The organism is Myxococcus sp. AB056 (genome assembly GCF_006547365.1).
Lineage (GTDB): Bacteria > Myxococcota > Myxococcia > Myxococcales > Myxococcaceae > Myxococcus > Myxococcus virescens.
Genome location: NZ_VHLB01000002.1, coordinates 180,203 through 197,685, shown reverse-complemented (window position 1 = coordinate 197,685; position 17,483 = coordinate 180,203). Strand labels below are relative to the sequence as shown.

At 69.8% G+C, this 17,483-nt stretch carries 18 protein-coding genes; 4 read left to right on the top strand and 14 right to left on the bottom strand.

Annotated elements, in window-relative coordinates:
* Window positions 1-16 precede the first annotated feature (16 nt).
* Entirely contained in the window at window positions 17-823 is an 807-nt protein-coding gene (locus tag FMP39_RS01920; RefSeq protein WP_141588322.1) for a S9 family peptidase, read from the top strand.
* A 31-nt stretch (window positions 824-854) separates the two neighbouring features.
* On the opposite strand, the gene FMP39_RS01915 is transcribed toward FMP39_RS01920, so the two are convergent.
* The 9 genes from FMP39_RS01915 to FMP39_RS01875 all read right to left on the bottom strand — a co-directional run bounded on the left by FMP39_RS01915 (window position 855) and on the right by FMP39_RS01875 (window position 8,663).
* Complete coding sequence (locus tag FMP39_RS01915; RefSeq protein ID WP_090485419.1) at window positions 855-1,592, bottom strand: SDR family oxidoreductase; 738 nt, start codon at window positions 1,590-1,592, stop codon at window positions 855-857.
* Complete coding sequence (locus FMP39_RS01910; RefSeq protein ID WP_141588321.1) at window positions 1,570-2,964, bottom strand: NAD(P)/FAD-dependent oxidoreductase; 1,395 nt, start codon at window positions 2,962-2,964, stop codon at window positions 1,570-1,572. The genes FMP39_RS01915 and FMP39_RS01910 overlap by 23 nt, the downstream gene beginning before the upstream one ends.
* Window positions 2,957-4,237 carry a kynureninase gene (gene kynU / locus FMP39_RS01905; protein ID WP_141588320.1) on the bottom strand — a complete coding sequence of 427 codons (1,281 nt, stop codon included), beginning with the start codon at window positions 4,235-4,237 and terminating at the stop codon, window positions 2,957-2,959. Before kynU ends, FMP39_RS01910 begins: the two co-directional genes overlap by 8 nt.
* A complete protein-coding gene (locus tag FMP39_RS01900; RefSeq protein WP_141588319.1) occupies window positions 4,234-5,250 on the bottom strand; it encodes an amidohydrolase family protein in 1,017 nt (338 codons plus the stop codon). The genes kynU and FMP39_RS01900 overlap by 4 nt, the downstream gene beginning before the upstream one ends.
* On the bottom strand, window positions 5,247-5,771 hold the full coding sequence (nbaC, locus tag FMP39_RS01895) for a 3-hydroxyanthranilate 3,4-dioxygenase (RefSeq protein ID WP_141588318.1): 525 nt from the start codon (window positions 5,769-5,771) through the stop codon (window positions 5,247-5,249). The genes FMP39_RS01900 and nbaC overlap by 4 nt, the downstream gene beginning before the upstream one ends.
* The gene (locus FMP39_RS01890) at window positions 5,772-6,203 is read right to left on the bottom strand and encodes a RidA family protein (RefSeq protein ID WP_011551041.1); all 432 of its coding nucleotides are present in this window, start codon (window positions 6,201-6,203) and stop codon (window positions 5,772-5,774) included.
* Between the two features lie 32 nt (window positions 6,204-6,235).
* Window positions 6,236-7,678, bottom strand: a complete 1,443-nt coding sequence (locus FMP39_RS01885) for an aldehyde dehydrogenase (RefSeq protein WP_141588317.1) — start codon at window positions 7,676-7,678, stop codon at window positions 6,236-6,238.
* A gap of 224 nt (window positions 7,679-7,902) precedes the next feature.
* On the bottom strand, window positions 7,903-8,409 hold the full coding sequence (locus tag FMP39_RS01880) for a DUF2243 domain-containing protein (RefSeq protein WP_141588316.1): 507 nt from the start codon (window positions 8,407-8,409) through the stop codon (window positions 7,903-7,905).
* Window positions 8,406-8,663 carry a hypothetical protein gene (locus FMP39_RS01875; protein ID WP_141588315.1) on the bottom strand — a complete coding sequence of 86 codons (258 nt, stop codon included), beginning with the start codon at window positions 8,661-8,663 and terminating at the stop codon, window positions 8,406-8,408. Before FMP39_RS01875 ends, FMP39_RS01880 begins: the two co-directional genes overlap by 4 nt.
* Before the next feature lie 178 nt (window positions 8,664-8,841).
* On the opposite strand from FMP39_RS01875, the gene FMP39_RS01870 reads away from it, so the two are divergent.
* Entirely contained in the window at window positions 8,842-9,624 is a 783-nt protein-coding gene (locus FMP39_RS01870) for an SDR family oxidoreductase (RefSeq protein WP_141588314.1), read from the top strand.
* Window positions 9,625-9,648: 24 nt separating this feature from the next.
* Here FMP39_RS01870 and FMP39_RS01865 read toward each other — a convergent pair whose 3' ends face one another.
* The gene (locus FMP39_RS01865; protein ID WP_228557558.1) at window positions 9,649-10,257 is read right to left on the bottom strand and encodes an outer membrane beta-barrel protein; all 609 of its coding nucleotides are present in this window, start codon (window positions 10,255-10,257) and stop codon (window positions 9,649-9,651) included.
* 201 nt (window positions 10,258-10,458) lie between these two features.
* Here FMP39_RS01865 and FMP39_RS01860 point away from each other — a divergent pair, with 201 nt between their 5' ends.
* Window positions 10,459-11,244 carry a 2-keto-4-pentenoate hydratase gene (locus FMP39_RS01860; protein ID WP_141588312.1) on the top strand — a complete coding sequence of 262 codons (786 nt, stop codon included), beginning with the start codon at window positions 10,459-10,461 and terminating at the stop codon, window positions 11,242-11,244.
* 9 nt (window positions 11,245-11,253) lie between these two features.
* On the opposite strand, the gene FMP39_RS01855 is transcribed toward FMP39_RS01860, so the two are convergent.
* Window positions 11,254-12,885, bottom strand: a complete 1,632-nt coding sequence (locus FMP39_RS01855; protein WP_228557557.1) for an FAD/NAD(P)-binding protein — start codon at window positions 12,883-12,885, stop codon at window positions 11,254-11,256.
* 28 nt (window positions 12,886-12,913) lie between these two features.
* Here FMP39_RS01855 and FMP39_RS01850 point away from each other — a divergent pair, with 28 nt between their 5' ends.
* On the top strand, window positions 12,914-13,501 hold the full coding sequence (locus tag FMP39_RS01850; RefSeq protein ID WP_141588310.1) for a cysteine dioxygenase family protein: 588 nt from the start codon (window positions 12,914-12,916) through the stop codon (window positions 13,499-13,501).
* Here FMP39_RS01850 and FMP39_RS01845 read toward each other — a convergent pair.
* The 3 genes from FMP39_RS01845 to FMP39_RS01835 all read right to left on the bottom strand — a co-directional run bounded on the left by FMP39_RS01845 (window position 13,431) and on the right by FMP39_RS01835 (window position 17,285).
* Window positions 13,431-14,432, bottom strand: coding sequence for a sensor histidine kinase (locus tag FMP39_RS01845; protein WP_141588343.1), 1,002 nt, complete (start codon window positions 14,430-14,432; stop codon window positions 13,431-13,433). The genes FMP39_RS01850 and FMP39_RS01845 overlap by 71 nt on opposite strands.
* Before the next feature lie 165 nt (window positions 14,433-14,597).
* Complete coding sequence (locus FMP39_RS01840) at window positions 14,598-15,299, bottom strand: hypothetical protein (protein ID WP_228557556.1); 702 nt, start codon at window positions 15,297-15,299, stop codon at window positions 14,598-14,600.
* 576 nt (window positions 15,300-15,875) lie between these two features.
* Complete coding sequence (locus FMP39_RS01835) at window positions 15,876-17,285, bottom strand: serine/threonine-protein kinase (RefSeq protein ID WP_141588308.1); 1,410 nt, start codon at window positions 17,283-17,285, stop codon at window positions 15,876-15,878.
* Window positions 17,286-17,483 lie beyond the last annotated feature (198 nt).

Genomic DNA, 17,483 nt, shown 5'->3' with positions numbered 1-17,483 from the left:
GGAGTAGGATGTCCGCATGAGCTCGATGTGGGTCCTGGAGACGCCCGCTCCCACCGCGGATGCGCGCATGGCGTATGGCGGGGAGCCCCACCAGTTCGGGGACCTGCGAATGCCCGAAGGACCTGGGCCGCACCCGGTGGTGGTCGTCATCCATGGCGGCTTCTGGCGCGCGAAGTACGACCTGGAGCATGCCGGGCACCTGTGCGCGGACCTGACCCGGCGCGGCTTCGCGACGTGGAGCCTGGAGTACCGGCGCGTGGGGCACGACGGCGGTGGCTGGCCCGGCACGCTGGAGGATGTGGCGCGCGGCACTGACTTCCTGCGCACGCTCGCACAGGCTCATGCGCTGGACCTCTCACGCGTCGTGGCGCTCGGCCACTCGGCGGGAGGGCACTTGGCGGCGTGGCTGGGGGCCAGGCACCGGCTGCGGCCCGGCGATGCGCTTTACAGTGCGGCGCCGTTGCCCCTGCATGGCGTGGTGCCGCTGGCGGGCGTCGTGGACCTGCCGCGCGCGTTCACGCACCGGCTGGGGGACGGCATCGTGGAGACGTTCCTGGGCGGCACGCCGTCCTCGGTGCCGGAGCGCTATCGCACGGCCTCGCCCGCGGCGCTCCAGCCGCTCGGGGTGCCCCAGGTGCTCATCCACGGAGCGGAGGACGACACCGTGCCCGTGTTGATGAGCGAGGACTTCTGCGCGCGCGGCCGTGAGCTGGGAGACGACGTCCGCTGCGTCACGTTGCCGGGCGCGGGGCACTTCGAGGTCATCGACCCCAAGGCTCCGGAGTGGAGCAAGGTGGTGGAGGCCGTGCGCTCCCTGGTGTGAGTGGGCGCACCGGCCTCCGAGTCCCGTTGGCTCAGAAGCCCCGCTGCGCGCCGCCGTCCACCGCGATGGACTGACCGGTGATGTACGACGCCTGCTCGGAGGAGAGGAACGCCGTGAGCGCGGCCAGCTCCTCCGGGCGGCCCAGTCTCCGCGCGGGAATCTGCGGCGCCACCTTCTCATCCGTCAGCCCGAGCTGCTGCATGCGCTCGGTGGCGTGATAGCCCGGTAGCACCGCGTTCAGCGTGACGCCGTGCTGCGCCACCTCGTTGCTCACCGTCTTCACGAGCCCGAGCAGGCCCGCGCGCAGGCCGTTGGAGATGGTCAGGTTGCTCATCGCCTCGCGCGCCGCCAGCGACGTCACCAGGACGATGCGCCCCCACTGGCGCTCCTTCATCCCCGGGAGCACCGCCTGGATGCCGTCCACCGCGGCCATCCACAGGCTCTGGAAGCCGAGCTGCCACTGCTCCGCCGTCAGCGACTCGAAGCCGCCCGCCGGGGGCCCGCCCGTGTTCACCACGAGGACGTCCACGCCGCCCAGCTTCGCGTTGACGGTTTCGACCAGCGCCTTCGCGGCCCCGGGCTGCGTCAAGTCACACGGCACCGCGAGCGCCGCGCCCAGCTTCTTCGCGGCCTGCTCCAGCTTGTCGCCACCGCGCGAGCAGATGGCCACCGTGGCGCCTTCCTTCACCAGCGCCTCCGCGATGGCGTAGCCCAGCCCCGCGGACGCGCCCATCACCAGCGCGCGCCTACCCTTCAGTCCGAAATCCATCAGCGTGCTCCTTCATGAATGGTGTCAGCCGGCTCCGGATGAGCTCCGCCGCGCGCTTCAGGTCCACGTCCTCCGCCCGCGACAGGCCCTCACTCAGCTCGGAGACGATGCCGTCCGTCAGCGCACCCACCTGATAGGCCAGCCGGTAGGGCACGTGGCTGAAGCTCACCAGGGAGTAACGACTGACGAACTCGCCCGGGAAGGCGTTGAGCAGCACCTTCTCCACGGCCTTCCGGAACTGGAAGCGCGGGTCGCCGGTGCTGTCGCGCATCTCGACGAAGTTCTCCACCGCCATGTCGGCGATGGCGTCCGCGTTCGTCTTGCGCAGGCGTTCGAAGTCCGTGAAGAGCTGCTCCCAGCCGGCGCCCTGTCCCAGCAGTTGGTCCAGGACGACGCAGTCCTCGAAGCCGCAGTTCATCCCCTGGCCGAAGAACGGGACGATGGCGTGCGCCGCGTCGCCCAGCAGCAGCGTCTGTCCACCCGCGTGCCAGGGCGCGCCCTTCACCGTCACCATGCTGCCCGTGGGACGCGAGAAGAACGTCTCCACCAGGTCCGGGATGAGCGCCTTTGCGTCTGGGAACTGCGCGCCGAAGAACGCCTCCAGCTTCGCGGGTGTGTCCAGGGACGCGAAGCTCACCGGCCCCTGCCAGGGCAGGAACAACGTGCAGGTGAAGCTGCCTTCCTCGTCGGGCAGTGCGATCAACATGAACGTGCCGCGAGGCCAGATGTGGAGCGCGTGCTTCTCCATCTGGAACGCGCCGCCGGGACCCGCCGGAATCGTCAACTCCTTGTACCCGTGGCCGAGCTGCTCCTGCGTCCCCTGGAAGTCCGGCCGCTTCTCCAAGGCCTGGCGGATGGCGGAGGCGGAGCCGTCCGTGCCGAACACCACGCGGCCGGGCTCCTGGCGCGCCTCTCCGGTGGCGTCGTCGTGCACCGTGAGCGCGCCCGAGCCGAAGTCCACATCCGTCACCCGCTGCTTGAAGCGGATGCGCACCTTCCCGGTGGCCTCCGCCGCCGTCATGAGGAAGGCGTTCAGCCACCCGCGCGACATCGCGTTGATGTGCTGCGAGTCGTCCTTGCCGTAGGGCTGGTAGACGAGCTCGCCTTGCGGCGGGTGAATCATCCGCCCGCGCATGGGGATGGCGTGCTTCAGCGCCTCGTCTTCCAGGCCCACCTGCCGCAGCGCGTGCAGCCCGCGCGTGGAGATGGCCAGGTTGATGGAGCGGCCCGCGTCGACCAGCTCGCGCCGCATGTCCGGGCGCCGCTCCAGCAGCTCCACGGGGTGGCCCCGGCGCGCCAGGTAGATGGAGAGCAGCGAGCCCACCAGCCCCGCGCCCACCACGGTGACGGTGTCCTTGCGCGCCTCACTCACGGGCGTGGCCCTCGAGCGTCTTCACGAAGCGGTACACGTCCGTGAAGGAGTTGTAGAGCGGCGCGGGGGCGGCGCGGATGATGTCCGGCTTGCGGAAGTCGCAGATGATGCCCGCGTCGCCCAGCCGCTTCAGCAGGCCCTGGGGCTCGCCCCGGAAGCGCAGGGAGAGCTGGGCGCCGCGCTGCTTCACGTCCCGGGGCGTGGTGATGCGCACGAAGCCCTCGGGCAGCCTGTCCAACAGGAACTCCAGGAAGCCGGTGAGGCGCTCGCTCTTGGCGCGCAGCGCCGCCATGCCGGCCTGGTCGAACAGCTCCAGGGACGCGCGCAGCGCCGCGAGCTGGAAGATGGGCGGGTTGGAGAGCTGCCACCCCTCCGCGCCCGGCAGCGCGCTGAAGGTGGGCCCCATCTGGAAGCGCGTCTGCTTGTCGTGACCCCACCAGCCCTCGAAGCGGGGCAGGTCCTTGGTGTTCGCGTGCCGCTCGTGGACGAACACGCCGCCCAGCGCGCCCGGGCCCGCGTTGAGGTACTTGTACGAGCACCACACCGCGAAGTCCGGCCCGTCTTCGTGCAGCGACAGCTTCAGGTTGCCCGCGCCGTGCGCCAGGTCGAAGCCGACGAAGCAGCCCTTGGCGTGCGCGGCCTTCGTAATCGCGGCCAGGTCGAAGGCCTGCCCGGTGAGGTAGTTCACGCTGCCCAGCATCACCAGCGCCACCTCGTGGCCGTGCTGCTCCAGCGTGGCGAGGATGTCCTCGGTGCGCAGCGTCTCCTCGCCCGCGCGGGGCTTGAGCTCCAGCACGGCCTCACGCGCGTCGTAGCCGTGGAAGCGCACCTGGGAGGCGACGGCGTACTGGTCCGACGGGAAGGCGCCGGCCTCCACCAGGATTTTGAAGCGCTGCTTCGTGGGCCGGTAGAACGACACCATCATCAGGTGCAGGTTCACCGACAGGGTGTTCATCACCACCACTTCCAACGGCTTGGCGCCCACCAGCCGCGCGGCGTGCTCGGTGACGAGCTCGTGGTAGTGCAGCCACGGGTGGCGGCCGTGGTGGTGTCCCTCCACGCCCAGCCGCGCCCAGTCCTCCAGCTCCTCCTGGATGTAGCGCGCGGCGTTGCGCGGCTGGAGGCCCAGCGAGTTGCCCGCCAGGTACACCACGGGCTTGCCGTCCGGGCCGGGCGGGAAGTGGAACGCGTCGCGGTAGCCGCGCAGCGTGTCTTCCGCGTCCAGCTTCCGCGCGAAGGACTCGGAGTCCTCGAAGGGGTGCGGCGTCGTCATGGTGCGAAGTCCTCGGGGGCGCGTCCCAGCCAATCGAAGGCGTTGCGCCAGAGCAGCCGCTCCCGCGCGGCGGGCTCCAGCTCGGTCAGGGACTCGATGAGCGTGCCCGGGCGGTCCTCGCCCAGGGGGAAGGGGTAGTCACTGCCGAGCGCCACCTTGTCCTGCCCGAAGAGGCGGACGATGAAGCGCAGCGCGTCCGGGTCGTGGACCAGCGAGTCCACCCAGAAGCGGCCCAGGTAGTCCCGGGGTGGCACCTTGTTGTCCACGGCCACGAGGTCCGGTCGGGCCTCGAAGCCGTGCTGAATCCGGCCGAGCGTGTGCGGGAAGGCGCCGCCGCCGTGCGCGAAGGCGAAGCGCAGCTTGGGCAGCCGCTCCAGCACGCCGCCGAAGATGACGGAGCAGATGGCCAGCGACACCTCGGCCGGCATGCCCACCAGCCACGGCAGCCAGTACTTCTGCATCTTCGCCTCGCCCATCATGTCCCACGGGTGGACGAAGACGGACGCGCCCAGCTCGCTGGCGGCCTCGAAGAAGGGGAACAGCGCCGGGTCGGACAGGTTCCAGTCGTTGACGTGCGAGCCAATCTGCACACCCGCGAGCCCCAGCTCCTTCACGCAGCGCTCCAGCTCGCGCACCGCCAGCTCCGGGGACTGGAGCGGCACCGTGCCCAGGCCCACGAAGCGCTTGGGGTGCGCGTGCACCACGGAGGCGAGGTGGTCATTGAGGAAGCGCGCCAGGTCCGCGCCGTGCTCCGGCTTCGTCCAGTAGCCGAACATCACGGGAATCGTGGACAGCACCTGGACGTGGACGCCGGCCGCGTCGCACTCCTCGATGCGCTTCACCGGGTCCCAGCAGTTGCTTTCGATTTCGCGGAAGAACTTGCCGTCATCCCGGAGCATGCGCGCGCGGCAGGGCGCGTGGTGGTCCAGGGTGATGAAGCCGCCGTAGCCGTAGCGCTCGGCGAAGCGCGGCAGGTCGGCGGGGAGGAGGTGCGTGTGGATGTCGACCTTCAACGGGCGGGACCTCCCTTGACCACCTTCGTCCCGCACTTCTTGCAGGTGCAGTTGTCGGGGTTGTCGTAGAAGTGCTCGAAGATGGGCGGAAGCTGCGTCACCAGGTTGGTGACATGCACGAACTCTTCGTAGAGCTTCTCGCCGCACTGCGGGCACAGCCACATGAAGCCATCCAGCTCCTTCGGCTGGCGGCGGCGCTCCAGCACCAGGCCCACCGTACCCGCGGGACGCTGGGGCGAGTGGGGCACGTTGGGCGGCAGCAGGAATATCTCCCCTTCGTGGATGGGGATGTCCTGCACCTGGCCCTCGTCGATGACCCGCAGGTTCATCGTGCCCTCGAGCTGGTAGAAGAACTCCTCGCCCTCGTTGATGTGGAAGTCCGTGCGCGCGTTGGGCCCGCCGACGACGGTGACCATGAACTCCCGGTCCTCCCACACCTGCTGGTTGCCCACGGGGGGCTTGAGCAGGTGGCGGTGCTCATCAATCCACTTCTTGAAGTTGATGGGGGTCAGGCGGCCCATTCATTCACCTCCGATGGTGGCGATGCACTTGAGCTCGATGGCAATCGGTGTGGGCAGCCGGTTGATTTCGAGCGTGGTGCGGCACGGCGGGTTGTCCTTGAAGTACTCCGCCCACAGCCGGTTGAAGGTGGGGAAGTCCTTCTTCATGTCGGTGAGGTACACCGTCACGTCCACCAGCTTGTCCCAGGACGCGCCCGCGTCCTCCAGGATGTAGCGGACGTTGCGGAACACCGAGTGGCACTGCGCCTCGATGTCGTACGAGACGATGTTGCCCTCCGCGTCCAGCTCCACACCGGGAATCTTCTTCGTGCCGCGCTCGCGCGGGCCCACGCCGGACAGGAACAGGAGGTTGCCCACGCGCCGGGCGTGGGGGTACAGGCCCACCGGTTCGGGGGCCTTCTGCGAATCGACTCGTGCGCTGTCACTGCTCACGGCGTGCTCTCCTCACGTGGGGGGTAGGGGGCTCACAGCTTGATGCAGACGTTCTTCGGCTCGGTGAAGAAGCGCAGCGCGTCCCAGCCGCCCTCGCGTCCCACACCGGAGTCCTTCACGCCGCCGAAGGGCGTGCGCAAATCGCGCAGCATCCACGTGTTCACCCAGACGATGCCGCTGTTCAGCCGCGAGGCGAAGCGGTGCGCGCGCTTCACGTCCTGGGTCCACACGCTGGCGGCCAGGCCGTACCGGGTGGAGTTGGCCCACGCGAGCACCTCGTCCTCCGAGTCGAAGGGCATGATGCTGGCCACCGGGCCGAAGATTTCTTCCTGGTTGGTGCGGCACCCCGCGTCCAGGCCCTCGATGAGGGTGGGCTCCACGAACCAGCCGTTGCGGCAGCGTCCGGGCACGCTGGCGTGCTGTCCGCCGGTGAGGATGCGGCCACCCTCCTGCTTCGCCAGGCTCACGTAGCCCAGCACCTTGTCGAAGTGCTGCTGCGACACCAGCGCGCCCTGGTCCGTGCCCGCCTCCAGCGGGTCTCCCACCTTGAGCGCGCGCGTGCGGGTGACCAGCGCCTCCTTGAAGCGCTCGTAGAGGGGCCGCTGGACGAAGATGCGCGGGCCGCAGAGGCAGATTTGCCCCTGGTTGGCGAAGGACGAGCGCAGCGTGGTGGCCAGCGCCTCATCGAAGTCACAGTCCGCGAAGATGACGTTGGGATTCTTGCCGCCCATCTCCAGCGACAGCTTCTTGAAGGCGGGCGCGGCCACGCGGGCAATCTCCGCGCCGGTGCGAGTGCTGCCGGTGAAGGAGATGGCGCTGATGTCCGGGTGCTCGCTCATCGCGGCGCCCACCTTGGGGCCCAGGCCGTGCACCAGGTTGAGCACGCCCGGCGGCAGGCCCACGTCGCGGCAGACCTGGGCCAGCAGGTACGCCGTCATCGGCGTCACCTCGGACGGCTTGGCCACCACGCAGTTCCCCATGGCGAGTGCCGGGGCAATCTTCCACGTCAGCAGGTACAGCGGCAGGTTCCACGGGGAGATGCAGCCCACCACGCCCAGCGGCGCGCGCAGGGTGTAGTTGAGGGCCACGTCGTCCGTCTGGTGCGCCTCGCTGGAGAACTGCGTCACCGCGTCCGCGAAGAACTCGAAGTTGAGGATGCTGCGCGGGATGTCCACCGTGGAGGCGACCGATAGCGGCTTGCCGGTGTCGATGGACTCCGCGCGGGCGAAGGCATCCAGGCGGCTCCGGATGCCGTCCGCGATACGGCGCAGCATGCGCGAGCGCTCGGTGGCCGGGGTGGCGGCCCAGGCGGGGAAGGCCCGCGCGGCGGCCTCCACCGCGTGCTGGACGTCGGACGCGTCGGAGTCCGGCACGTGGGCATACGTCTCGGCCGTCGCGGGCTCGGGCTTGTCCAGCCACCCGCCTCCGCGTGCGGGCAGCAGCTCACCACCGATGTAGTTGAGTACCTTCTCCATGGCCGAGCCCTCCGGTAGCGCCTGCCCATGGCCCGGCGACGGTGAACCCCGCCAGCCCTGTGGGAGGGCGCGCAATGTACGCCGCCCCTCCGTACCTCACCAGCGCCACGCGCGCCCGCAGTCCACTGTCATGGAATCGGGGCCGCTCGCCTGGAAGGCACGAGGAATGCCGCACTGCGCGAACGCTCGGGGGTTGCCAGCTGCGCCAGGTGGTGAAGCCGCTATCAGTGCGCGGGGTGGGGCACGCGCAGTCCGCCCCGGGGGACCCGGTCCTCACGGCCCGCGCGGCCCAACGCCCAGCCCACGGCGATGAGCAGTGCGCCGAAGACGAGGAAGCCCACATCCCACGCGAGCTGGTTCGGCCCGGGCTTGACGTGGTGCAGGTCGAAGAGCTGGTGGTCGAGGATTCCCTCGACGACGTTGAAGAAGCCCCAGCCCGCCAGCATGGCGCCCACGAAGGTCCTGGTGGACCACGGCACGTCGGAGCGCTGTCCCACGCGCCAGAGCGTCCACACGCCCGCCAGCGTCATCACCCAGGTGAGGGCATGGAAGAGGCCATCCCAGAACATGTTCACCTTGATGCGGACCACGTCATCGGGCGGCAGTGGCGTGGAGAGCATGTGGTGCCACTGGAGAATCTGGTGCAGGAGGATGCCGTCGACGAAGCCGCCCAGGCCCACGCCCAGCAGCAGTCCCGCGAGCACGAGCGGGCCGCGATTCCGGGCACTCATCGGGAGCGCTCCCGCCCCTGTCTCCGCGCGCGCTGCTTCACCGGCACGGGGGGAGGGATTTCTCGCGTGGCGAAGTACAGCGCGCCCAGGATGAGCACGAGGATGAGGAAGGGCAGGGCGGTGAGGGACAGCCGGCCCCAGAAGTGCTCATCGAGGATGGCGGCCACCACGTCGGGGCGGCAGGTGGGGCATGCGGAGGCCGAGGTGGCCGTCAGCAGCCCGGTGGTGAAGCCCGTGAGAATGCCCCGCTTCATAGGTCGCCCCTCCCTGGGTGGACGGGAAGCTCACCACCCCACCGGGACGCGGCAAGCGGTGGGCGTTCCCTGAAGCCACGAGGCCGCCCGTCAGCCCCGCCTGCCGGGGTGGATGAATGTTGGCGGGACCGCCACGCGCGAACCGCTCGGCTATAACGCGGCACCTGGAGGAGACATCATGTCGCGGAAAGTGGCGCTCATCACCGGGGCTTCGGCGGGTTTGGGAGAGCAGTTCGCACACCTGTTCGCGAAGGACGGACACGACGTCATCCTGGTCGCGCGCAGCGCGACTCGGCTGGAGGCGCTGGCGGCGAAGCTGGAGCAGGCCCATGGCGTGAAGGCACACGTCTTCCCAGCGGACCTGGGCCGGCCGGAGACTCCCGAGCAGCTCTTCGAGGCCGTGCGCGCGAAGGGGCTGGCGGTGGAGTTCCTGGTGAACAACGCGGGCTTCGGCTCGTGCGGTCCCTTCCTGGCGCAGGACCTGGCGCGGGAGGCGGAGATGGTGGAGGTCAACTGCACCGCCCTCCTGAAGCTGTCACACCTGTTCGCGCGGCCCATGCAGGAGCGGGGCAGCGGGCGCATCCTCAACGTCGCCTCCACCGCGGCCTTCCAGCCCGGCCCCTTCATGGCCACGTACTTCGCGACCAAGGCCTTCGTGGTGTCCCTGTCGGAGGCGCTGGCGCACGAACTGAAGGGCTCGGGTGTGACGGTGACGTGCCACTGCCCGGGTGCCACGCACACGGAATTCACCCAACGCGCGGGCAACGGCCAGACGCGGCTGTTCCAGCGGCCGGGCGTGGCCAAGGCGGAGGACGTGGCCGCCCATGCCTACGCGATGATGATGCGCGGCCGGGTGCTCTCCATCCACGGACTGCTCAACTGGGTGGGGACCCTGGGTGTGCGCTTCAGCCCGCGCGTGGCGGTGCGCGCGCTCGCGGCCAGCCTCAACCAGCAGGGCTGAGGCTGGCCTCCGCGGCGGCGCCGTTCAGTTGTACGTCGCGGAGAAGACGAGCGACACGTTGGTGACGTTCCAGCTATCGCTGTTCGACTCGTTCCGGATGCGGCCCAGGGCCAGCTCGGCGCCGATGCCGAGGCCCCAGTTCTTGCTCACCCACCACTCCTTGCCCACGCCCAGGTGCAGTCCGCCGCCGATGTCCGACTCGGCCACCTTCTCGCCGTCGTCGGTGACGCTGAGCTGCGTGTACGTGAGCGCGCCGGACAGATACACGTTCGCGGGCATGATGTAGTAGGTGACGCCCAGGCCCACGGCGCCGAAGTTCTCGCTCAAGTTCTCGTTCTGCCCTTCGACGGTGAGGTCCCCCACCTGGAGGCTCGGGTTGGGGGCGGACGCACCGTAGAACTTCGCGTAGAGGATGAAGTTGTTGACGAGCGCGAAGCCGAGCTCCGCGTTGATGTTGGCGCCGCCGCCCTTCACCACGAGCTCGGGCGAGATGTCAGTCGCCTTGGCTCGGAGATAGCCACCGCCCACCTGCAGGCGCAGGTAGAAGCCGTCGTGGGCGTGCTCGTCGTATTCCTGGGCGCTCGCGGTGGTGGCGGTGAAAAGCAGGGCCGCGATGATGCTGGGGTATCGCATGAAAACAGCTCCTTCGGAGAATCCCACCCGGCCGGGGGCTCTGCGCTATGTAGCACGGCGGGCTGAAAGGCCAGCGTCCGCTTCAGGCCGGGCCGCGTTCGCGAGACTTGCGCGTCCGCGTTCGGGTGCCGGAAGCTCCGCGCCACCATCCGGGCGGTGCGCCATCCTGGCGTGGCCGGAACGACGAAGAGAGGGACGGGGATGACCGCGACCGTGGACCACGAGGCACTGGCACATTTCCTGGACTCGGCCAGGCTGGAGCGTCGCGAAGTGGCGCCCCTCACCCGCGAGCACCCCGCGTTGAGCGTGCCGGATGCCTACGCCATCCAGGAGGCTGGAATCCGGCTGCGCCTGTCCCACGGCGAGCGCGTGGTGGGCTTGAAGATGGGCCTCACCTCCGAGGCCAAGCGCAAGCAGATGAACCTGGACTCGCCCGTGTATGGCGTGCTCACGGACCGGATGCAGGTGCCCGCCGGCGGCGTGATTCAGTTGTCACAGGGCGTCCACCCGAAAATCGAGCCGGAGATCGCCTTCCGCACCGCGCGTGAGCTTCGCGGCACGGTGACGCGCGATGAGGTGTTGGACGCCTGCGAGTCCGTGTTCGCGGCGATGGAAATCCTCGACTCGCGCTACCGCGACTTCAAGTACTTCTCCCTGCCGGACGTGGTGGCGGACAACGCGTCGTCCTCGCTGTTCGTGCTGGGCACCACCGAGCATCCTCCGCGCGCGATGGACCTCACGCGGCTGGAGATGACCCTGTCGGTGAATGGCGAGCCCGTTCAATCTGCCCGCGCGGATGCCATCTCTGGCGACCCTGTCGTCTCCGTCATCCAGTTGTGTGAGCTGCTGGCCCAGCGCGGCCAGGTGTTGCCGGCGGGGAGCATCGTGCTCGCGGGCGCCGCCACCGCGGCGCACATGCTGCGTCCGGGGGACCGGGTGCAGCTCACGGTGGAAGGACTGGGCATCGTGGCGGTGTCCGCCGAGTAACGCCGGGCGCTACCCGTCGAGCGGAGCGCCCGCCGCTTCCATCACCGGCCAAGGCGCGCGCGTGGATGGCAGGCGCTGGAGCAGGTGCCACGCCAGCTCCCGCGCCTGTCCTCGAATCTCGGGGACGGCCGTCGTCTCCCACAGCTCGCCCCGGCGCGGCGGGCCCAGGGTGTAGAGGCGTCCAGAGGCGCGTCCGCCCGCGTCCAGCAGCGCGCCGTCAGCGTCCGTGGCCAGTCCCATGCCCAGGACGTCCGGGCGCACCAGCCCGGTCTCCACCAGCCCACCCAGCACCGGATGGCCGCGCGTCATGGCGCCCTCCGGCCCCGTGCAGTTGATGACGTGCTGGACGTGCAGCGTCTCCTCCTCGCCCTGGCCCCGAGGGCGCACGCGGACTTCCACGCCGGACGCCTCCAGCGCGAAGCCCCGGACGCGCGCCGCATGGAGCGTCAGCCGGCCCTCGCGCCGCAGCCGCTCCATCGTCTCGCCGATGCTGGGCGCCATCCGGTGCCGGTGCACGTCCCAGTACGAGCGCAGATGCCGGAGGAAGCGCTGCCGCTCACCCACCGGCAACCGCTGCCAAAGCGGTATCGTCACGGGCCGCAGTGCGTCCACCACCGTCCGCCAGTCCGCGCCCGCCTCCGCCGCGCGCCGCACCTCCCGGCGCAAGAGGTGGAGGATGGGGCGGATGCGCACGGGGACGGAGTGCGTGCCCGTCACGCGCATGTCGCCGCGCTCGCGCCGCACCTCCTGGCGCAGGGCCCGCAGCGCCTCCCGGATGCCGGGCGAGGCATACGTGGTGGCGCCTGCCCGGGGGAACTCCTGGTGCACGTGGGGCAACAGGCCGTGCCGGGACAGCGCATGGATGTGCCCCTGGTGTCCCATCTCCATCAGCGACAACACGGTGTCCACCATGGTGAGCCCCGTGCCGATGAGCAGCACGTCGTCGGTGGCGGACACGCCCTGGAGCGCGTCTTGAGCCCAGGGGGAGCGGTGATACCGGCGGCTGGCGTACAGCCCGCCGTCGGGGACGCGCAGGTTGGAGGGCAGCGCATTGCCCAGGGCCAGCACCACGGTCCGGGCCTCCAGCTGTCCCCCGCTGGCCAGGGCGACGCGCACCGCGCCGTCGTCCGTCTCCTCGACCGAGGCGACGTCGCTGGTCACCACTTCCAGATGCACGCCCTGCGCGGCCTGGGCGCGCGCCTCGCGCAGCACCGACTCCAGGTAGCGGCCATAGCGCTGGCGGGAGATGAACGCGCCGGGCGCCGTGTCAGGCAGCTCACGGCGCACCCAGCGCAGGAAGTGCTCCGGGTCGTCCGCGAGGGCCCCCATCCGCGCCGCTGGCACGTTCAGCAGGTGACACGGGCTCGTCGTCGAATACGCCAGCCCCAGGCCCGCCCGCCCACTCCGCTCCACCAAGGCCACGTGGAGCGGCGCCCGCGCGCTCCTCAGGAGGTGCACGGCCAGCAGCGTGCCGCTGGCGCCTCCCCCCACGATGGCCACATCCCACCACCCCAGTGCTCGCACGCACCCATCGTAGGTCCTGACCTGCTCGCTGGCATCCTCTGGTGGCGGCCGGGTGTCCAGGCGCCGGGCCCGGATGCCCGGCCCTCCTCCCTGGGCACGGGCCTGTTCCGTGCTCACACTCCGTCGCACACGCGGGGGAAACACCATGCGCGAGCCCATCATCGACCAGCGTGAGCACGGCGCGGTGGCCCAGGCGCTGCTCGGCTGGCCATTGCCGGAACGGACAGAAGACATCGTCTCCATGGCCTGGCTGGTGGAGCGGCTGCGCTCCAGCAGGGTCGACTGGGGACTGCTGGACAAACTGGTGCGCTTCGAGCCCTCGGGCTACACGCGGCAGACGATTGCCCGGACCGCAGCGTGCGAGCTGCTGCTCGTCTCCTGGCTCCCCGGGCAGGCGTCCCGTGTCCATGACCATGGCGGCTCCGGAGGGGCCTCCTGGCTGGTGCGGGGCATGCTGCGAGAGACGCGCTTCGCGTGGGCGGGGGACCGGCTGGTGCCCGAGGTCATCGCGGGCGCGAGCGAGGGCGACCTCCTGGTGGAGTTTCCGGACACCATCCACCGCATCGACAATGCGTCCCGCCACGGGGCGGTGTCCCTGCACCTCTATGCGCCGCCGATGCAGGGGATGACGCCGTACGACGCGAGCCTGGCGCCGGAGTCGCTCAGGCCACCGCGTCCGCTTGCTGCGGAGCGCGAGGCGCCTGGGCGAAGGCGCCGGCCACGGGCAACGTGACGCGGAAGATGCTGCCCCGCTCCGGGGCGCTCTCCACCGTCAGGGTGCCGCCCAGCGACGTCACGATGCCATGGCACACCGCCAGCCCCAGGCCCGTGCCCACGCCCAGGGGCTTGGTGGTGAAGAACGGGTCGAAGATGCGCTCGCGATGCTCCGGGGAGATGCCGCAGCCGGTGTCGCGCACCTCCACCGCCACCCGTCCAGCCTTCGACTCGCAGGCGACGATGTGGACCTCGTTCTTCTCCACCTCGCCGGGGACGATGGACTGCGCCGCGTTGAGCAGCAGGTTGAGGAACACCTGACCCAGCCGCGCGCCGTTGCCCTGGACCGGCGGCAGGCCCTCACACTCCACCACTAGCCGCGCGCGGTGCCGCAGCTCGTGCATGGCCATCTTCGCCGCCGTGCGCACCACCGAGCCCAGGTCCGACGGACCCGTGCCCACATCCTCCGCGCGTGACAGCGTCTGCAGGTCCCGGACGATGAGGCGGATGCGCTCCGCGCCGTCGCGCGTCTCCGCCAGCGCCTCCAGCACCTCCTGCCGGTCCCGCTCGGACAGGTGCTCCTTCTGCTGCAGCTCCTGGTGGATGTACTCCAGGTTGCTGAGGATGAAGGCCAGCGGGTTGTTGATTTCGTGTCCCACGCCCGCGGCGATGCGGCCCAGCGCAATCAGCCGATCCGCGAACAGCAGCTGCGCCTGGGTGGCGCGCAGCTGCTCCAGGCTGCGGGACAGCTTGACGTTGGCCGCCTCCAGCGCCGCGGTCCGTTCGCGGACCGTCTCCTCCAGCAGCGCCGCCTCCCGTGTGGAGGACCGCGGCGCGCGAAGCCGCACGCCATTCACGGTGGGGCCCTGGAGCGTGTCGAAGGCGCGCCGCAGTGTTCCGCGCCGCTGTGCCACCGCCGACATCAGCATCACCCTCGCTCGCAGCGTCATCACGTCCGGCTCCAGCGGTGTGGTGTCTGTTCGTGGAAAATCCCCGAGTCGTGACAGACCCGCGTAGTCAACACTGTCATGGCGGTCAGGGGCAAGGGACGGAAGGATGGTGACAGCGTGCGCCGCAGGACGGAGGCAGTGTGTTCCATCCGAGCACCCGCTGCATCAGTAGGGGCACGTGCCGCAGTCCGCCTGGCAGCTTCCCGCCACGACGCCGTCACCGCAACGTTCCGTGAGCTGACAGACGCCGTCTCCACAGCGGTGGATGTCGCGTGGCTGCAGACGCGTCGTGAGCGGCTGGAAGGTCCGTCCGTTATAGGTGCAGGTTTCGTAATAGGGCGGCTCGCCGGAGGGGGGCGGGTTCTTCCTGTCCGCGTCCTGGTCGACGGGGAGGGCCGCCGTGGCGGCGCGTTGGCAGAGCGACTCGCAGGTGCCCGCGTGGATGATGGGCAGGCAGTCCGCGTGGGTGGGGCTCGAGGGCAGTCCGCAGGCGCGCACGGTGCTTTCGTCCTCGCGCAGGTAGCCGCGGTCCGTGGCGGCGAAGACGCCGGTGCCGTCGAAGAGGTTGCCGAAGAAGCACGCCTCCCGCTCGCTGAACGTCGACAGCTCCTGCTCCGTGTACGGCAGGGCACCGCCCCGCGCGTTGCGGCCCAACACGGAGATGGCGACGGGAAGCCCGAACTTGTTCACATGGGCCGCCAGGCAGGCTGAGACGATTTCTTCTTCCTGGGCAGTCGCCGGTGCGCCCGTGGCCCAGTTGAGTGCGAGGCCCAGGCCTCCTTCCCAGGTGTACCTCACCCCCGTCACCGGGTTGGTGTACTTGTGCTGCTGATTCTCCTTCGCCGCGCACCGGATGATGTAACGCATGAGTTCATTGGCGCGTGCGGGGTCCTGGTTGAACCAGTTGGAGAATCCAATCGTGGAGAGCCCATTGGTTGATAAGCCATTGGTGGACAGTCCGTTGGTTGAAAGACCATTGGTTGACAAGCCATTGGTCGACAATCCGTTGCCTGATTCGGCCGACCCGTGGGCTTCGCACAGCGTCCACGTATCACCCGCAAGCTCCGCTGGACCACATGCCCCGCCTCCGAATCCCAGCGCCAGCCCCAGCAACCCTCCGGCGATACGCGGCCGGCGCAGGTATTTCAGGCCGTGATTGATTCGGAATCCAGACAGAAACGCTGGCATGAGACGCATGGCTTTCCCCCGTTTCGGGGAGCGAGCAATTCCTGCTCCCCGGATGCCATCAGTTCCAGCTCCCACGAACTGAAACACTGTCGCTGATGGGTGAGGCCAGTGTGACGGTGTTCAAGTCGTGAGAAAATATGGCCCGGCGGGAATATTCGGGTGGGGGTCTGCCCGGAGACACCTGGTCTGTGTCATGGGCGACGACGTCACGCTCACCTGCTCGCAAGCTGATAACAGATACGTGTTTTCCGTCAGCTAGTCGCTCTCGTCGAACTCCAGTGCGAGCGACGCCGCTGGTGTGAGCGCGAAGCCATCCGCGGTGCGCAGGCGCCAGGTGCCCACGTCGGTGACGGGGCCTCCCACGACTTCCGACTCCGAGGAGTCCCCGCGCGTCTCCGCCTGGCCCAGGTGGACACAGAGGTGGACGCGGGCGTTCACCGGGTCCGCCAGCTTCTGCGCCATGTCCTGGAGCACCCGCAGCGTGCGCTCCGCCTCGCGCAGGTACTCGGTGCGCTCGGCGCTGGGGGCGCCGTGGTCCAGCGGGTGCACGGCCAGCAGGGAGGTGCCGGACTGGAGCGCCAGCAGGAAGCCGCCGCCGCGCAGGCCCTGCTCGAGCCCATCCAGCACGTCCGCGAGCACCGCGTACACGGCGTCATCATCCTGGGCGGAGGCGGCGAGGACGACCTCGGCGTGGACGGCCAGCGCCAGCCGCGTGCGGCGCGTGGGCTGGACGGGCTCCTCGGCCGCTTCGCTGAGCGCGGCGAGGAAGGCGGTCACGCTGCCGAAGCGGCGGCTGCCGTCCTTCTCCAGGCAGCGCAGCACCACCGCGTCCACCGCCGGGGACACCGCGGCGATGGCGCTGGGCCGGGGCGCGGGCGCCTCCAGGTGCAGCCGCTCCAGCTCCATCCGGTCCTCGCACTGGAAGGGATAGCGGCCGGTGATGAGCTGATGCAGCAGCACGCCCAGCGCGTAGATGTCCGTGTGCGGGCCAATGGGGCCGCCGCGGAACTGCTCGGGCGCCATGGCGTGCGCGGTGCCCAGCCGCTGGCCGGCGATGGTGAGCCCTTCCTGCGAAGGCTCGGCGTGCAGCAGCTTGGCGATGCCGAAGTCCAGCAGCTTCACCCGGGGGCGCTCACCTTCCTCCACGACGAGGATGTTGCTGGCCTTCAAGTCGCGGTGGACGACGCCCGCACGGTGCGCGGCCTCCAGCGCGCCGCAGACGGGCTCCAGGTACGCGAGCGCGCGCGTCGACGACAGCCGCCCGCGCTCCTGCACCACCTGGCTGAGCGTGCGGCCGGTGAGCAGCTCCATGACGTAGTAGGGGCTGCCGTCCGGCATCAGCCCGAAGTCGTACACGTCCACGATGTTGGGGTGGCGAATCTGGTTCACCACGCGCGCCTCGCGCACGAAGCGCTTGAGCATCTCCCCCTGGTCCGCCAGGTGCGGGTGGAGGACCTTCACCGCGGCCCGCCGGCCCAGGATGCGGTGCTCCGCCTCGTACACGCTGCCGTGCCCGCCCGAGGCGAGCAGTGCCTTGAGGACGTACTCCCCGGCCAGCGTGCCCGGGCCTCGCTGCGCACGGGAAGGTTCGCTCTGGGCCCGCTCGGATGCATGCAGGTCCGCTCGGGCCTGGATGCGAAAGGTGCTCTCGGAGTCCGCCGCCATGGGGTGCCTCATCCTTACACCTTTCCCCCAGGAGTCTGCTCTGACGCCGGATTGAATTCCCGCCGCGCCGCGGCATCGGCGTGTGGGCGTTGGCCACCCATCGGGGAGGACGTGGGCGCGTCCCGCGGGGTGTTCGCTGGCGGAAGGTCTGCTGCCCTGGAGTCGGGGGGGATTGGACGGAGGGGCCCTGGCACTGAT

Bases quoted from the DNA above. Each gene is read 5' to 3' on its own strand.
- FMP39_RS01920 (WP_141588322.1), top strand. From the start codon at position 17: ATGAGCTCGATGTGGGTCCTGGAGACGCCCGCTCCCACCGCGGATGCG.
- FMP39_RS01915 (WP_090485419.1), bottom strand. From the start codon at position 1,592: ATGGATTTCGGACTGAAGGGTAGGCGCGCGCTGGTGATGGGCGCGTCC.
- kynU (WP_141588320.1), bottom strand. From the start codon at position 4,237: ATGACGACGCCGCACCCCTTCGAGGACTCCGAGTCCTTCGCGCGGAAG.
- nbaC (WP_141588318.1), bottom strand. From the start codon at position 5,771: ATGGGCCGCCTGACCCCCATCAACTTCAAGAAGTGGATTGATGAGCAC.
- FMP39_RS01885 (WP_141588317.1), bottom strand. From the start codon at position 7,678: ATGGAGAAGGTACTCAACTACATCGGTGGTGAGCTGCTGCCCGCACGC.
- FMP39_RS01880 (WP_141588316.1), bottom strand. From the start codon at position 8,409: ATGAGTGCCCGGAATCGCGGCCCGCTCGTGCTCGCGGGACTGCTGCTG.
- FMP39_RS01875 (WP_141588315.1), bottom strand. From the start codon at position 8,663: ATGAAGCGGGGCATTCTCACGGGCTTCACCACCGGGCTGCTGACGGCC.
- FMP39_RS01870 (WP_141588314.1), top strand. From the start codon at position 8,842: ATGTCGCGGAAAGTGGCGCTCATCACCGGGGCTTCGGCGGGTTTGGGA.
- FMP39_RS01865 (WP_228557558.1), bottom strand. From the start codon at position 10,257: ATGCGATACCCCAGCATCATCGCGGCCCTGCTTTTCACCGCCACCACC.
- FMP39_RS01860 (WP_141588312.1), top strand. From the start codon at position 10,459: ATGACCGCGACCGTGGACCACGAGGCACTGGCACATTTCCTGGACTCG.
- FMP39_RS01850 (WP_141588310.1), top strand. From the start codon at position 12,914: ATGCGCGAGCCCATCATCGACCAGCGTGAGCACGGCGCGGTGGCCCAG.
- FMP39_RS01845 (WP_141588343.1), bottom strand. From the start codon at position 14,432: ATGACGCTGCGAGCGAGGGTGATGCTGATGTCGGCGGTGGCACAGCGG.
- FMP39_RS01840 (WP_228557556.1), bottom strand. From the start codon at position 15,299: ATGCGTTACATCATCCGGTGCGCGGCGAAGGAGAATCAGCAGCACAAG.
- FMP39_RS01835 (WP_141588308.1), bottom strand. From the start codon at position 17,285: ATGGCGGCGGACTCCGAGAGCACCTTTCGCATCCAGGCCCGAGCGGAC.